Source organism: Streptomyces sp. NPDC006332 (assembly GCF_040612855.1).
Taxonomy (GTDB): domain Bacteria; phylum Actinomycetota; class Actinomycetes; order Streptomycetales; family Streptomycetaceae; genus Streptomyces.
The window spans coordinates 15,739-31,527 of sequence record NZ_JBEXRA010000077.1; the positions used below are offsets into that span (position 1 = coordinate 15,739).

Annotated in this window: 10 protein-coding genes; 1 reads left to right on the forward strand and 9 read right to left on the reverse strand. The window is 71.1% G+C overall.

Translation table 11 applies throughout. From position 1 onward, the window contains the following. Positions 1–5: 5 nt before the first annotated feature. The 7 genes from ABZ027_RS39600 to ABZ027_RS39630 all read right to left on the reverse strand — a co-directional run bounded on the left by ABZ027_RS39600 (position 6) and on the right by ABZ027_RS39630 (position 10,259). Positions 6–1,127: an ABC transporter permease gene (locus tag ABZ027_RS39600; RefSeq protein WP_356777287.1), complete on the reverse strand. Its 1,122-nt coding sequence runs from the start codon at positions 1,125–1,127 to the stop codon at positions 6–8. After that, positions 1,124–2,671 (reverse strand): sugar ABC transporter ATP-binding protein, encoded by a 1,548-nt coding sequence (locus tag ABZ027_RS39605; RefSeq protein WP_356777289.1) that lies wholly within the window; start codon positions 2,669–2,671, stop codon positions 1,124–1,126. The genes ABZ027_RS39600 and ABZ027_RS39605 overlap by 4 nt, the downstream gene beginning before the upstream one ends. Positions 2,672–2,825: 154 nt before the next feature. Next, positions 2,826–5,675 carry a SpoIIE family protein phosphatase gene (locus ABZ027_RS39610; protein WP_356777291.1) on the reverse strand — a complete coding sequence of 950 codons (2,850 nt, stop codon included), beginning with the start codon at positions 5,673–5,675 and terminating at the stop codon, positions 2,826–2,828. A gap of 185 nt (positions 5,676–5,860) precedes the next feature. Further along, positions 5,861–7,054: an MFS transporter gene (locus ABZ027_RS39615; protein ID WP_356777293.1), complete on the reverse strand. Its 1,194-nt coding sequence runs from the start codon at positions 7,052–7,054 to the stop codon at positions 5,861–5,863. 49 nt (positions 7,055–7,103) lie between these two features. After that, positions 7,104–8,384 carry a phosphatase PAP2 family protein gene (locus ABZ027_RS39620; protein WP_356777303.1) on the reverse strand — a complete coding sequence of 427 codons (1,281 nt, stop codon included), beginning with the start codon at positions 8,382–8,384 and terminating at the stop codon, positions 7,104–7,106. Positions 8,385–8,647: 263 nt separating this feature from the next. Continuing rightward, positions 8,648–9,637, reverse strand: coding sequence for a hypothetical protein (locus ABZ027_RS39625; RefSeq protein ID WP_356777295.1), 990 nt, complete (start codon positions 9,635–9,637; stop codon positions 8,648–8,650). Then, the gene (locus ABZ027_RS39630) at positions 9,618–10,259 is read right to left on the reverse strand and encodes a PadR family transcriptional regulator (protein ID WP_356777297.1); all 642 of its coding nucleotides are present in this window, start codon (positions 10,257–10,259) and stop codon (positions 9,618–9,620) included. Before ABZ027_RS39630 ends, ABZ027_RS39625 begins: the two co-directional genes overlap by 20 nt. Before the next feature lie 331 nt (positions 10,260–10,590). On the opposite strand from ABZ027_RS39630, the gene ABZ027_RS39635 reads away from it, so the two are divergent. Then, positions 10,591–11,901, forward strand: a complete 1,311-nt coding sequence (locus tag ABZ027_RS39635; protein ID WP_356777299.1) for an MFS transporter — start codon at positions 10,591–10,593, stop codon at positions 11,899–11,901. On the opposite strand, the gene ABZ027_RS39640 is transcribed toward ABZ027_RS39635, so the two are convergent. Both ABZ027_RS39640 and ABZ027_RS39645 read right to left on the reverse strand, forming a co-directional pair. Then, positions 11,881–13,149 carry an ROK family transcriptional regulator gene (locus ABZ027_RS39640; protein ID WP_356777301.1) on the reverse strand — a complete coding sequence of 423 codons (1,269 nt, stop codon included), beginning with the start codon at positions 13,147–13,149 and terminating at the stop codon, positions 11,881–11,883. The two genes, ABZ027_RS39635 and ABZ027_RS39640, sit on opposite strands and share 21 nt — an antisense overlap. 9 nt (positions 13,150–13,158) lie before the next feature. Further along, positions 13,159–15,687 (reverse strand): beta-galactosidase, encoded by a 2,529-nt coding sequence (locus ABZ027_RS39645; protein WP_356777305.1) that lies wholly within the window; start codon positions 15,685–15,687, stop codon positions 13,159–13,161. Between the last annotated feature and the right edge of the window lie 102 nt (positions 15,688–15,789).

The window sequence follows — 15,789 nt, forward strand, 5'->3', positions numbered from 1 at the left end:
CGTGGTCAAGGAGCGGTGCCTGTCGTACCGCCGTCCTGCCTCCAGGACGACGGCGGCGGTGGCTCGGCGGGCGCGTCGCGGGCCGCTACGGCACCGGTGCGCATACGTCGGCGGGCGGCGTACCCGGCCAGGCCGACGGCGATGAGCAGGGTGCCGCCGTAGAACAGCGGGACGGTCCAGAAGTCGGCGCCCAGCTGGCCGATGCCGGTGAGGCCGACGGCGAGGACGGCGACGGCCACGACGGTGCCGAGGGCGTTGGGCCGGCCGGGTCGGATCGCCGTGGAGCCCAGAAGGGCACCGGCGAACGCCGGCAGCAGGTAGTCGAGGCCGACACTCGGGTTGCCGATCTGCTGCTGGGCCGCGAGCAGTACCCCGGCGAAGCCGACGATCAGGCCGGACGCGGTGAAGGCGTAGATGGTGTACGTGCCGGTCGGGATGCCGACGAGGTCGGCCGCCCGGGGGTTCGAGCCGACGACGTACAGGTTCCGGCCCAGCGGCAGCCGTTCCAGTACGAGCCAGAGGACGAGGGCGAGGGCGAGCACGTAGAAGGCGGGGACCGGAAGGCCGAGGAAGGTGGAGTCGTACAGGTCGGTGAAGGCGGCCGGGAGGCCCTGCGGGCCGGGGACGATCCGGCCGCCGTCGGTGACCCAGCCGGTGACGGCGTACAGCATGCTGCCGGTCCCGAGGGTGGCGATGAAGGAGTCGATCCGGCCGAAGACGACGATGACGCCGTTGAGGACGCCCACCATCGCCCCTCCCACGATCACCGCGAGGCAGGCGAGCGGCCAGGGCCAGCCGCTGTTGACGACGAGTTGCATCACCATGACGTGTGCCAGGCCGAGGCCGTAGCCGATGGAGAGGTCGAACGCGCCGGTCACGATGGGAACCATGGCGGCGAGCGCGAGGACGGCCGGGATCGACTGGTTGGACAGGATCGAGTCGACGGTGTCCTGGGTGGGGAAGGTGCGCGGCAGGGCGAGGGAGAAGGTCAGGACGAGCAGCGCGGTGAGGGCCAGCAGACCGTAGGCGCCGACGAGGTGCCCCCCGGGGCGGCGCAGTCGCCCCGCTCGGCCCGGCCGGGGCCGTTGCGAGGACGGGGAGGAGGGTGGCGGCGGCTGGGCGGTCACGAGGTCGTCCCGGTCGCGGAGGGAGGCATGGCCGAAGCGGCCCGGGTGAGCTCGGCGACCGTGAGAGCCGCGCCGCTCAGCTCGTCCGTCACCGCCCCGCGGACGAAGACCAGGGTGCGTCGGCACACGCCCGCGATCTCCTCGAAGTCGGTGGAGACGAGCAGGACCGCGAGGCCCTCGGCCAGCGCCTCGTCGAGCAGGCGGTGGATCGCGGCCTTGGCGCCGATGTCCACGCTCGCCGTCGGTTCCTCCAGGATCAGCAGCCGCAGGCCCGCCCTGAGCCATCGGCCGATCATGACCTTCTGCTGGTTTCCGCCGGAGAGGACGGCGATCGACGTCTCGGTGTCGCGGGGGCGCACCGCGAACCGCTCCAGCAGAGCGGCGGCCTCGGCGCGTTCGCGGCGAGGGCTGATCCAGCGCGGCGCCGGCCGGTCTCCGGCGCGACGATTGGCCAGGAGGTTCTCCCGTACGGTCAGCTCGGCGAGGCACCCCTCCCGCAGTCTGTCGCCGGGCACCAGGCCGACCCCGCGGCTGACGGCGTCGGCGACCGTGCGGGGCCGGTACGGCCGGCCGCCCAGCAGGGCGCGCCCGTCGACAAGGGGCCCCATGCCGGCGATGGCCCGGCCCAGCTCCCGGTGCCCGGCGCCCGACAGGCCGACCAGTCCCAGGGCTTCTCCGGCCCTCAGCTCCAGGCTGACCGGGCCGGTGCCGGGGGCTCTTACGTCAGTGAGGGCCAGTTCGGCCGCGCCGGTGACCGCGGCCGTGGAGGGGTGGTGGCCCGCCAGTGCCTCGCCGACGATGTCGTGCACCAGGCGGGCGGGGCTGTGGCCGGCCAGTGAGCCGTGGCTGACGAGAACGCCGTCCCGCAGCACGGCGAAGGTGTCGGCGACCTCGTACACCTCGTCGAGGCGGTGGCTGACGTAGAGGACGGCGTGGCCCTCGTCGCGCAGGGCGTGCAGGACGCGGAACAGCCGGGCGCAGTCCGCGGCCGGGAGGCGGGCGGTCGGCTCGTCGAGGACGATGAGCTTCGCGCGTGCCGCCAGTGCCCTGGCGATCGCGACCAGGGAACGCTCGGCGGGGGCGAGGGTGGCGATCGGTGCGTCCGGGTCGAGATGTCCGGCGACGATCCGCAGGGCGTCCACGCAGCGCTCGCGGGTCCGCCGCCAGGAGATCAGTCCGGCGCGGCGTGGGTAGCCCGCGCTCAGGGCGATGTTCTCGGCGACCGTCATCCACTCCACGAGACCGAGGTCCTGGTGGATGAAGGACATGCTGCGGGAGGCGGCGGGAGTGCCGAGCGGGTGTCCGTCCACCGTGATCCGCCCCGCGTCGGCGTGGTGGACGCCGGCGAGCACCTTGATGAGGGTGGATTTACCCGCTCCGTTGGGACCGAGGAGGGCGAGGACGCTGCCGGTGTGGATGTCGAGGTCGACCCCGGCCAGGGCGAGGGTCCCGCCGAACCGCTTGACGAGCCCACGGACGCGGACCAGGGGTTCCGCCTCGAAGGGAGCCGTCGCCTTCGCGGACGTGTCGGGAGCGTCGTGCACGGACATCTCCGGGGGTCGGCCTGGCGATTTCTGCCCGATGTTCGAGGGGACACTTGCCGAGCAAATTACAGCATTTCAGACATTTCTGTTTGCTGTGGATCCACCGTGACCCCAACGGGTCAGCGGGCCGGTCGCGGAACGCCGGGGTCCGTCCTCACCTGCCGTCGAGCTCGCATTCGGCCCAGATGACCTTGCCCTCCGCGAGGTAGCGGGTCCCCCAGGTCCGCGCCAGCTGCGCGACCAGGAACAGGCCGCGTCCGCCCTCGTCGGTGGAGGCCGCCCGACGCAGGTGCGGGGCGGTGTTGCTGGTGTCGGAGACCTCGCAGATCAGGGTCCGGTCGTGCAGCAGCCGTACCCGGATGGGCCCGGTGCCGTGCCGGACGGCGTTGGTGACCAGCTCGCTCAAGATCAGTTCGGCGGCGAACGCGGCCTCGTCGAGACCCCAGTCGGCCAGTTGCCGGACGGCGGACGCACGGACGTCGCCGACGAAGGCGGGGTCGGCGGGCAGCTCCCAGGTGGCGATCTGACGGGGGTCCAGGGCGTGGGTGCGGGCGACCAGCAGGGCGATGTCGTCACAGGGGTGGGCGGGGGCCACTTCGTCCAGGATCGCCTGGCAGGTGTCCTCGGGCGCACGCTCCGGATGATGGGCGAGGACCCCGCGCAGCTGGTCGAGGACCGCGTCGACGTCGCGGTTGCGGTCCTCGATGAGTCCGTCGGTGTAGAGGACCAGCTGACTGTCCTCCGGGAGGTCGACCTCGACGGCGTCGAAGGGCAGCCCGCCGAGGCCGAGCGGGGGCCCGGCCGGCAGGTCGGGATAGGACACGTTGCCGTCGGGGTGGACGATCGCGGGCGGGGGATGGCCGGCGCGTGCCATGACGCACCGCTGCGAGGTCGGGTCGTAGACGGCGTACAGGCAGGTCGCTCCGATGATGCCGGCGCCCTCGCCATCGGGGTCCTCCCGGTCCAGCCGCCCCACCAGGTTGTCGAGGTGGATGAGGACCTCGTCCGGAGGGAAGTCGAGCTCGGCGAAGCTGCGCGCGGCGGTGCGCAGCCGGCCCATGGTGGCCGCGGAGAGCATGCCGTGGCCGACGACGTCGCCGACGAAGAGGCCGATGCGGGTGCCGGAGAGGGGGATGACGTCGTACCAGTCGCCGCCCACGTCGGCTTCCGCGGGCAGATACCGGTGAGCGACCTCGACGGCGTCCTGATCGGGCAGCCCGTGCGGGAGCAGCCTGCGCTGCAGGGCCAGGACCATGGTGCGCTCATGCGTGTAGCGCCGGGCGTTGTCGATGGACAGGGCGGCCCGGGCGGCGAGTTCCAGGGCCAGCGAGCGGTCGTCGTCCCCGAGGGGGGTGGGGTCCTGGGCGCGGTAGAAGCTGGCGATGCCCAGGACGACACCACGGGCCACGAGGGGTACGGCGATGAGGGAGTGGACGTGGGCCAGCAGCCGTTCGGTGTGTTCGGGGTCCTGGGCGAGCCAGCCCGCGGCGACCTTGAGGTCGGGCTCCAGTACAGCCTGTCCGCTGGTCAGACACCGGCCCTGGGGTGTGGTCGGACCGAAGTCGGACCGCTTGCCGGCCGGGGTGAAGGGGAGGTCGTCGCGGATGCCGTGGACCACCGCACGGCGCAGGTCGCTGAGGGGGTCGGCGGCCTCCTCCCCGCGCAGCACCGCCTCGGGCAGGTCGACGGTGACGAAGTCGGCCAGTCGCGGGACGGCCGTCTCGGCGAGTTCCTCGGCGGTGCGGCGCACGTCCAGGGTGGTGCCGATGCGGACGCTGGCCTCGGACAGCAGCTCCAGGCGGCGTCGCGCGGCCAGTGCGTACGCCCCCACGTGCGGCTCCCCCACCAGGACGAGCCCCCTGGCGGCGGGGGGCGGTTCGGGCTGGGGGTGCGTCGCGCCGTCGACCGTGACGTCCTTGCCGTCCGTGGCGGACTGGGCGGGCGCGGCTTCGGCCAGGTGCGCGGACAGCTCTTCGGGAAGGTGCGTGGACAGCGCGGTGACGGAGAGGCGGGCGAGCCGTGCGGCGGCGGGGACGTCGGCAGGCGTGGCCCGCAGTTCGTCTGCCCGGCCCGGGACGGCGCTGGACTCCCCGTCTCCCGACGCGGCGCCGGGGAGGACGGCCTCGATCGCGATGCCCTCCACCCCGGAGGCACTCGTCATCGGGCGGCTCGTGAGGGTGGCCCGTCGGCCGCCGGGCAGGGGCACGTCGACGGCGGCCAGCTGCGCGCGGGAGATCAGTTCGGCGGCCTTCTCCATGAGGATCGCCCGGTCCCGGGGAAGCAGGTCGAGAGCCGGTTCGTCCAGCGCGACGATGCGGTGCGGGCCGTCGGCGTCCTCGGCCCCGGTGGCCAGGTACGCCCGCAGCAGAGAGCGCTCACGCGCGGAGCTCTGCCCGAGCAGTCGCCGCTCCACGGCGTCCGCGGCCTTCCGTATCAGGACGACCAGCGCGGGGGTCTCGGCGCCGCGCGGATATCCGAAGCACAGCACGCCCTCGATGCGCCCGCTGAGCGGGTCGCGGACGGGAAGCGCGACGCAGGCGTTCGACTGGGAACGCTCCGCGAAGTGTTCGGCGCCGTGGACCCTGATGAGTTGCCGTTCCGCGAGGGCGAGACCTATGCCGTTGGTTCCGGCGAACCGCTCGGCGAACACGAAACCCGGAACGCGTTGGATCGCGGGGAGAGCTCTGGCCAGCGACGTCTCGCCGAAACGGCGCAGCAGGACCGTTCCGTTCGCGTCGGCGACGGAGATGTTGATCTCGCTTCCGGAGAACGCGGCCTGCAGTCGGTCGAGCACCGGTTCGGCAGCGCGGACGATCCGGCCGTCCGGGTCGAAATCCTCCCGGAAGGGAAGGTCGGACTGGTCCGGCGACAGGCCCAGGGACCGGCAGCGCTGCCACGAGCCCAGGATCGTCGTCCGTACGCCGCCCTCTACCGGCTCACCCTGCAAAAACCGCTCACGAAAGTGAGCGGGCCCCATGCCGTCCGCAGCACGCCCCAGCGCCATCGGTACCCCGTCGGACCGAACCACGCCCCGCCTCTCTCACACCCGAGATAACCACTTTTCGTAAAAAACCCTGTATTGACGAGGATACGGTCATCGGGTACATCAGTCACGATTGGGAAAATGCTCACGCTTGGTGACCGGACGGACTGTTCCTCGGGCGTGCGGGAAGCGGTCACCGGGAGCGGTCAGTCCGCAGGCGGGAGTGGCCTGGCTCGATGTGCCGCCACGGCCATGACCACGACGGAGAGCAGGGCGATGCCGGAGCCGACGTACAGCGGTGCGGTGTAGCCGAGGCCCGCGGTGATGGCCAGGCCCCCCAGCCATGCGCCGAGGGCGTTGCCGACGTTGGAGGCGGACACGTTGGCGCTGGCGGCCAGTGCCGCTCCGTCGGCGAAGTCGGTGACGCGGGTGATCATGCCGGGCACGCCGGCGAACCCGAACAGCCCCATCAGGAACACCAGGATCACCGACGCGGTGGCGCTCGCGGCCAGCAGGCCGAACACGGTCAGGGTGACGGTGAGTCCGAGCAGGGCGAGGATCAGGGCCCGGTCACGGTCCTGGTCGGCGGCCCGCCCGCCGACCAGGTTGCCGACGACCAGGCCGACGCCGTACACCATCAGCAGCCAGGGGACGTCGGACGGGGCGAAGCCGCCGACCTCGGTGAACGTGTAGGCGAGGTAGCTGAACGCGCCGAACATCCCGCCGTAGCCGAGTGCGGTGGCTGTCAGGGTCAGCCAGACCTGCCAGGACCGGAACGCACGGAACTGGGCCCGCAGGCTGGTGGGCGGGACCGGCTCCGAGCGGCCCGTCGGTGGTGACGACTGTGCCTCTCCCGCGCCGTTCGGGACGAGGGCGGCGATGCCCGCCAGCGCGAGCACACCGATGGCGGTGACCGCCCAGAAGGCCGCCCGCCAGCCCCAGCGCTCACCGACCAGCGCGCCGAACGGAACACCCAGCACGTTCGCGACCGTCAGCCCGGCGAACATGAGCGCCACCGCGCGGGACTTCCGCTCCGGCGCGACCAGACCACGAGCGACCAGCGAACCGATACCGAAGAACGACCCGTGGCACAACGCGGCGGTGATCCGCCCGAGCAGCATCACCTGGTAGTTCGGCGCCACGGCGGACAACAGGTTGCCGATGACGAACAACGCCACCAGGCCGACCAGGACCTTCTTGCGGGCCAGTCGTGCCGTCGCCGCGGTCAGCGCGATCGCACCGATCGCGACACTCAACGCGTACCCGGAGATCAGCCACCCCGCCGCCGCCTCGGAGACCGCGAAACTCGACGCCACCTGCGGCAGCAGCCCGGCGATCAGGAACTCGGTCAGACCGATGCCGAACCCGCCGAGTGCCAGCGCGACCAGTCCACTCGGCATCCGTCGCCGTTCGGTCCAGGGCGGGTCGAATCCCTCCTTGCGACCCGGCTCACACGACTGGTTCAAGTTGTGGTTCCGGTCGTTGGGTCGGTGCGGACGTCGGTTCCCACTGCCTGGTGGTCCGCAGGTAGCCGTACACCACTGAGCTCATCGCCAGAATGAGAAGGGGCCCGAACACCCACGGATGCCTGGCCATCTCCATCGGCAGGTAGCGATAGGCCACCAGGAGCGCGGCGAAAACCGTCGTACCGTAGGTGACCAGTTGGATTCCCGCCCGGTCCCAGCCACGGTCGAACGCGCGCAGCGCTGTCTCGATCGTGTAGGTGAACACCACGCCGGCCACGAGGTCCGCACCGTAGTGGTAGCCGAATCCCAGGGTCGCGCCGAGCGTGGCTATCAGCCAGAACGTGCCTCCGAAGCGCAGGAGCCGTGAGCCCTTGCGGGAATGGATGAAGATCGCGGTGGCCCATGCGGTGTGCAGGCTGGGCATGCAGTTGCGTGGGGTGATCCCGTCGTACGTCATCAGGTGCGGGGTGCCGATCGGTGGCGGCGTGTTCGGCCACAGGTCGGCCACCGCCCACTGCAGGCCGCCGGTGCCGGTGGCGCCCGGGCCGTAGGCGAAGATCGGCCCGACCACCGGGAAGAGCATGTAGATGCCCGGCCCGAGGAGGCCGATCACCAGAAAGGTGCGCACCAGATGATGGCCCGGGAAGCGGCGCTCGGCCGCCACGTTGCGCAGCTGGTAGAGCGCGACGACGACCGCGGCCGCCGGAAGCAGTGTGTAGACGCTGTCGAGAACATGCGCGCCGATCGGGCCGGTTTCCCTGACGATCCGGCCTACCACCCAGGACGGGCTGCCCAGCGCGTGATCGGCGGTTGCCACGTACTGGTCGAGCACCACGGGGCGGGTCTTCGACGTGATGAGCAGCCAGGTGTCGCCCACCTTGCGGCCGACCACCATCAGCAGACCCAGTCCGACGCCCTTCAGCAGCAGGACGCGTTCCGGGCCGGCGCGGCGGGTGAGAGCGATGACCGCGTAGCCCAGAATCACCCACCACGCGCCGTTGCCGAAGGGGTGACCCTCGCTCATGTCGGCATGGACCACCAACCGCACCAGCAGGAAGACGACGTCGATGCCGATCGCCACACCGGTGGCGATCAACCGTTGTCGCCAGGTGAACACCACCATCATCAAGGCCATGCTGAAATACAGCAGGAAACCCGATTTGGGCAGGAATATCAGCTCTCGCGCCTGAGTCGTGAGCGGCCCCGGCAGACCGTAGCCGCGCGCGGCGATCTCCAGCGCGATGAGGAATCCAAGGGTCACCACACCCGCCGTGGCCCACAATATCGCCCGTGGTTGGCGCCACGCGGCGAGCTCGTCTCTGCGGTTCAGTCGCGAAAACACCCGCGATTTGTTAGATATCAATTGTTTGGCCGATTTGTTAGATGTTAGTTAATAGGTGACTCTTTGGACCGGATAGCGCGGTTTTCCGGTGAAGGACTGGCAATGACAGCACTCGTGTGAGTTCGAACATGTTATCGGAGCGGTTTGGCGCCCCGGGCCTGAACCCACGTCCGGCTTCAGCCTTTTCAGGCGCCGTGGCGTTCGACGAGTCTCTTCATCGCGTCGAAGGCGGGCTTGGGGGCGTAGTCATCGGTGGTGAGCCCGAACTGGTGGAACAGTCCTGACTTCGCGCTGTCCGCGTCGCGCAGCGCGAAGTGCGTGTAACCGCTCAGGTGCAGTTGCTTCGCCTGGGCGGCGATGACCCGTACGACGGTCTCGACGATGTCGGCCTGCCGGTTCGGGGGCCGGTCGGGGCCGGTGGGCCAGCCGTGCTCGGTGATGTGCAGCGGCAGGAGTCCCAGTCCGGCGGGGGTCAGCACCGTCTCACGGTGATGGCGTAACAGTCCCTCGACGGCGTCTTCGAGGTCGGCCGCGGCGACGGGCCGGAAGACGTCGGGGAAGAAGTCCAGGCCGACGTAGTCGAGATCGGCGATGAAGGCGTCCCCGCCGCGGTCGGTCAGGTCGGTGACGAAGGAGGCGGCCGGTCCGAAGAGCGGGGTGGTGTTGAACCCCACCCGCAGGTGCCGGTACCCGAGTTCACGTGCCCGCGCCTTGGCCACGGACACTCCGCGGACGATGGCGTCACGCACCCCCGGGTAGTAGCCGTCCAGTACGGGGTTCGACGTGACGTCGGGCTCTTCCGTGACTTGCAGCGTACTCGTGACCGGGCCGTACTGTTCGACCAGTTCGCGCAGGAACTGGCAGTAGCCGTCGACGTTCCCGGCGGCGGACTGGTATTGCGCCACCAGATCCAGGCGGCGCCCCCGGACGGCGTACTGGGCCGCGGCGGCCGGCGTCGCGGTCGCGTGGGGCTCGCCCAAGTCGGTGGCGTCGTCGAAGCCCGTGTAGGCGCGCACCAGGAACGGGCGGCCCGGCCGACCCTGGAGGCGGTCGAGTGCGTTCGACACGAGAGCCGGGTCGTCGGGCGGGCCGCCGGCCAGTCCCCCGGTGTCGTCACCGGTGACTGAGCCCGGATAGATCCCGAAGAGCAGGCCCTCATGCGCTGTCAGCGTCACGTGCTGGATTCCTCTCGGTGCGGTGGTCCGGGGACGGGCCAGTTGCCGCCGCGGCGGTCGGCCAGGTCAGTGATCCGGTGCGGATGTCGTCGATGACCGAAGCGATCCATGCCGACTCGGCGCGAGCGAGGCACAACGCGTACTCGGCCTCGATGACGTGCAGGCGAGGCACCCCGGCCGCCAGGGCCTGCGAGAGACGCTCCTCGTCGGCGGACGTCCGCTGCCCGAGGCGTCGGGCGCGCTCGGTCAGGGCTTCCACCGCACCGTCCGCCCCGAGAGCACCGAGGTAGGTGACCGCGCCGAGGAACTGCGAGAGCTCCCGCTCCGGGGTACGGATCTGGGACTCCAGGCGTCGCACGAGTTCGTCGTGGCCCGCTTGCGTCAGGGCGTAGACCGTTCGCTCCGGCCGGTTTCCCGAGCGCTGCCTGCCCTGCGAGGCCACCCAACCCGCTTCCGCCAGGGCGGCGACCGTGTTGTAGAGCGTGCCTCGGGTGATCAACGCCGCGTGGCTGTCGCTGCGTTGATGCAGCTCGGCGAGCATCTGGTGTGGGTGCGAGGGCTGTTCGAGCAGGAGGCCCAGCACGGCCAGGACGATCGGGTTGTCGAGAGCGCGACGCGGCATAGTCGAACTCTATCAGTCCAAATAGACTATAGGGAGGTTGTGGCCCAGGGCTCCACGCTTGTTGTCTCGACGATGATCGATCCGCGCGGCGTCTGAATTGCCTTTCGCGCAAGGGTCGTTGAGGGCTAGGGTCCGGGGTGGAGCGAGAGACCCACGAGGAGCGAAGAGATGCCCGGTCGTCCGAGCGCGCGTTGACGTCGTAGGCCGTATCGGCCGGTCATCGCGTGCTGCCCTTGATGTCGCGGCACAGCGAGCCTTCCCGTCCGAACCCGGGCGCGCCTTTCCGGCGCCGGGTGACGGGCCTCGTTTTTCGGCGACCCGAAGGAAACCCGTGCCGTCCGCTTCCCACGCCGCATCCGATTCCGGTCGATCTGTTGTGCCGAGCCTGTGGCGGGACAGCGACTTCCGCAGTCTCTGGGTGGGGCAGACCGCCTCCCAACTCGGCGAACACGCAGGCCTGGTGGTCCTGCCGCTCCTCGCCGTCCTGACCCTCGACGCCAGCGCCGGCCAACTGGGCATGCTGCGCGCGGCGGGGCAGGCGCCGATCCTGTTGCTCTCGCTCTTCGTCGGCGCCTGGGTGGACAGGTGGCGGGCCCGCACCGTGATGGTGCTGACCGACGTCGGCCGGTGCCTGGCCCTGGGTGCGACCGCCGTGGCCGGCGTCCTCGGTTGGCTGGGCCTACCCGCGCTGTTCGTGGTCGCCGTCGTCGTCGGGGCGCTGTCCGTGTTCTTCGACGTGGCCTACCAGACGTCTCTCGTACGGCTGGTGGAACGCGACCAGTTGGTGCGGGGCAACAGCGCGCTGGAGGGCAGCCGGTCCGCCGCCCAGATCGGCGGTCCCGCTCTGGGCGGCACGTTGGTGTCCCTGCTGTCGGCGCCGATCGCGGTCGCCTCCAGCGCGCTGTTCTTCGCGCTGTCCTTCCTGTCGATCCGGCGGATCCGTCGGATCGAACCGTTGCCGCAGCACGCGGAACGTCCCCCTCGGGTCTGGCGGCGGATCCATGAGGGGGTCCGCTTCGTCGTCGGTGACGCCTCGCTGCGGACCGTGTGCCTCGCCTCGGCCGCGTTCCAGTTCGCCTTCGCGGCCACGATGACCGTCTATCTGCTCTTCCTGCCGCGCGAACTGCACCTGTCGGGCACCTTCGTCGGGCTGGCGCTCGCGGCGACGGGACCCGGCGCGCTCCTGGGCTCCGTGCTGGCCGCCCGCCTGCCACGACGGTTCGGGTACGGCCCCGTACTGGTGGGCGCGGCGCTCCTCGGCGACGGCGTCATGCTGGGTGTGCCCGCGCTGCACGGCTCCGCCGCGGTGACGGTTCCCGTGCTCCTCACCGTCAACTTCGTGTTCGGGACCGGCGGTCAGCTGGTGAACGTCACGGTCATGGCCGTCCGGCAGACCGTCACTCCGGACGGGATGCAGGGCCGGGTGGCCGCGACGATCACGTTCGCCGGCATGGGGATGACCCCGCTGGGCTCCCTGCTCGGCGGATTCCTCGCGCAGGAATGGGGAGTGCGCACCAGCCTCCTGGCGGCTGCCGCGGGGATGATGCTGTCCCCGCTGCTGATGGCCTTGTCCCCACTCGCCCGTCTGGGGACGGTGCTTCCGCTGCGAGCTCCGAACGCCCTACGGCCGCCCAGGTCCTGACTGGTCGCCGCCGTGCTCCGGGTCCGTTCGCGGCCGGGTGCCGACCGGGCTGGCCAGACCGAGTCGGGTGAGGAACTGCTGCAGGGTGAAGGCCGCCATGCCCAGGGCCACCGCGTTGCCCGGGACCTGGGACGGTTCGACGGTGAGGCCCGGCAGCGAACCCGGCAGGACATGGTGCGGAAGTTCGTCGCGTACGGCGGGCACCAGCCATTCGCCGAGGGCCTTCGAGGTCCAGCCGGTGAGGGTGATCCTCGGGATGTTGAGCAGGTTGACCAGGTCGCCGAGGGCCGCGGCCAGGTAGCGCGAGGTGCGCAGGGCGAGAGCGATCAGTGCCGGATCACCCGCGTCGAGTCCGGCGGCGACCGCCTCGACGAAGTCGCGCTGCCGTCGCTGCCGGAGCGCGGGATGTTTCACGTCGATCTCGGCGAGCGTCGTGTGCAGACCGTGGACACCGAGATACGCCTCGACGCAACCCCGCCGACCGCACCGGCACCGTCTGCCGTCCAACTGGAGCAGTGTGTGGCCCCATTCACCGGCGTTGTTGGTGGTGCCGCGGATCAGTGAACCGTCGACGGCGATGCCGGTGCCGACGCCGGTGCCGAGGTTGACGACGGCCATGGTGTCTTCGCCGCGCCCGATACCGAACCACATCTCGGACAGGGCGAGGGCCTTGAGCGGATTGTCGACGTAGACCGGGATCCGGAGGATCTTCTCCAGCATTCTCTCGATCTGGACGTCGCGCCAGTCCCAGTTCGGCGCGAAGACGGAGACGCCCGCGCCGGGATGGACGTGCCCCGGCATGCTGACCCCGACGCCGATGACGCGCTCACGCTCGGTCGCGCCGGACCCGACGGCCGCCTCGATCGCGCGGACGATCCCGTCGATGACATAGTCCGGGTCGTTCTCGTGCTCGTCGAGCGCGATCTCGCCCTGGCCGAGCGCGCCGAGAGCGAGGTCGTACACGGTGGCGTCGACGTAGGTCTCGGCGACGTCGACGCCGACCATGCGGCCGCGGTCCGGGTTGATGGTGAGGCGCTCCTGCGGCCGCCCGCCGGTGTTGCGCTCCACGGTCGCGATGTGCAGGACGTCCTCGGACAGGAACTCGGTGACCAGTGTCGCCACGGTCGCCGGGCTGAGTCCGGTGTGCCGGGCGAGTTCCTGACGGGTGGACGACCCGAGCTCGAACAGGGCGTGCAGAACCTCGAACCGGTTCTCGCTCCTAAGATCACGGGCCGTGTGCCGCGACACCATTCTCCTTCAGCTGTCAGCGGACTCCAGCCACAGGGTACGAAGCTCCGCGTCGCCCGACCCGGCGGTGCCCCTCAGCAACAGGGTCAGCCCGGACCATCCCGGTGGGACCCACAATACGTTCGAGTCTCCGCCCGAGAAATCCGGCCGGGCGCCGACCCAGACGCGGCCCACGCACTCCCCGGCGGACCATCCGGTCGCTCGGATCTGTGATCCGTCCAGCCGAACCAGGAAGCCGTCGTCGGACGGCGGCAGGTCGACGTCGAGCCACGCCTCCTCCCCCGGTTCGAGGGCCAGCGGCAGCTGAACGCCCTGCCCGGGGCTCGCCCCGGTGGCGAACGTGGTCAGGAGGTCGTCGTCCTGCGCGGCGCACGACCAGTCCGTCACCGGTTCGAGGCTGAGCAGCTCGGCTCGCAGGCCCCCGCCGCTGGGGTGGTGCGGCATCGTGACGGAGATCCGGTGTGTTCCGGCGGGCAGCACCACCCAGGGGTCCTCGGCGTGCACGGTGCGCGGCTCACCGTTGTCCACCGTCAGGCGCACCGGCTCGACCATGCCCCGCAGGAGCAACGCCGACGCGGTGGCCGAGCGGACGTCGCGGGTGTAGGTGACCGGGAGGGCGACGCGGGTGCTGCTCCACCCGCCGAGCTCACGCAGGGGCGCCGGACGGCCGGCCCAATGGTCGCTCACCGACCACAGGGCCGACACATCCGCCACGTCCCGCACCGTCCACAGGGTGCCGAGGCCGCGCAGCGCGCCGAGGCGTAGGGCCGGCAGCCGCGCGTCGTCGAAGTTGGCGTGCCCCCAGATCTCCACCACGGCCTCGACGGCGGCGCTGCCGGTCGCCTCACGGACGTCGATCCGCCGTGCCGCGCCGAATCCGGCGATCGTCGGATGTACCCGACCGGCGATCGAGAGGTCGACGATGTCCGCCGCGCCGACGAGCAGCAGTTCGTCGACTCCGGTCAGATCCACGGTGGTCCGATAGGTTCCGCGCCCCCGGTACACGCCGAGCGACTCCAGCGTCGGCGGCACCTCGTGCGAGCCCGCCGGCTCCTGAGGTGCGAGGGCCGGTCGCCGTCGCACGGCCCGTACGGCGGTGGGCGGCGTCGTGCTCCGAAGAGGTGGCGCGTCGGCCAGACGCACCGTGCCGTCGCTGTCCGTCGCTCGCAGGCGCGCGGCGTCCTTCGGCGCCAGCGCCACCAGTGTCACTCCCCCGACGGCCGTCCGCTCGGGCGCGCCGGCCGCCGGTGCCGGTATCTCGACGCGGGTTGCGCCCAGCACGACGGTGACCGGTACCTCGGAGGAGAACGTCAGCACACCCTCCGACGCCGCCACCAGATCCGCGGACGCCAGGGTGAGCGTCGCGTCGAGACCCCAGGGCCCGAGCGGTACGTTCGCCGGCATCAGCGGACAGGAGTCCGCGGCGACGGCGACCGGGACGCCGTTCACGACGGCCTTGCCCGGGGTCGTACCGAGGTGCGGTACGGCGATGAGCCGGCCGCCTCCGTCGAGGTCCAGGGCCGATGGTGACGAACTGGTCGGGAAGTCGGCCTCGACCTCCGCTCCGGGCACGGCCGAGGTGGCGAGCGCCAGGTGCGGTCCCAGGGTGTCGATCACCCGAGCGAGCACCTGCGCCTGGACGTACTCGGGCCGTTCGGTGCCGGTGGACGAGACGTACCCGCCGAAGTCGTAGCCGTGGCTCATGAAGTTGCCGGGGGTGCCCCAGTTCCCCGTGGACGGCGTGTAGCCGAAGTTCCACCCGGACGACTGGAGATAGGGCGCGACCAACGAGGCGCCGCTGGCCAGGAGTCGGCGCAGCGTCCGGTGACGCCGATTGGTCTCCGTGATCAGCAGCGGCAGTTCACGCTCCGCCAACACCTGCGCGTAGCGTCGTACCTCGGGTTCGATGTGCGGGGAGTCGTCGTCCGGGTAGAAGTTGCAGGCCGGTACGACGCCGGGGACGTTCCCGGTGGCCCCTTCGAGGTCGCCCTGCCCCGCGCAGGCGATGAGCGGCACGGTGATGCCGTGGCGGATCGCCTGGTCACGCAGGTCGGTCAGATATCCCGCGCGGTCCGCGCAGTCGAAGAAGTCCAGTTCGTTCTCCAACTGGACCATGATGACGGGGCCGTCCGCCGGGTACTGACGGCGGGCCAGGAGCGGCAGCACCTGGTCGAACCACGCGGTGACCTGGGCGAGGAAGCGCGGCTCGTGCTGGCGGACCCGCAGGTCGGGATCGAGGCCCAACCAGGCCGGCAGCGCGCCCCCGTCCCACTCGGAGCAGATGTACGGACCCGGCCGCGCGATCACGTACAGCCCGACCTCCTGCGCGAGGTCCAGGAAGGCGGCGACGTCGCGTCTGCCCTCGAAGTCCCAGCGGCCGGGCGCCGTCTCGTGGAAGTTCCACGGCAGGTAGACGTCCACGCAGGTGTATCCCGAGGCCCGCACCTGTTCGAGCCGCGCCCGCCACTGCTCCCGCGGAAGGCGGAAGTAGAACAGCGACGCGCACAGCACGACGCGCGGGACGCCCTCGGTCCGGATGCCCCGGGGGGGGGGGGGGGGGGGGGGGGGGGGGGGGGGGGGGGCGGCCGGGGGGGGGGGGGTGGGGATGGGTGGGGTGGGGGGGGGCGAGTTGTAGTCGCA

Bases quoted from the DNA above. Each gene is read 5' to 3' on its own strand.
- ABZ027_RS39615 (WP_356777293.1), bottom strand. From the start codon at position 7,054: ATGCCGAGTGGACTGGTCGCGCTGGCACTCGGCGGGTTCGGCATCGGT.
- ABZ027_RS39610 (WP_356777291.1), bottom strand. From the start codon at position 5,675: ATGGCGCTGGGGCGTGCTGCGGACGGCATGGGGCCCGCTCACTTTCGT.
- ABZ027_RS39630 (WP_356777297.1), bottom strand. From the start codon at position 10,259: ATGCCGCGTCGCGCTCTCGACAACCCGATCGTCCTGGCCGTGCTGGGC.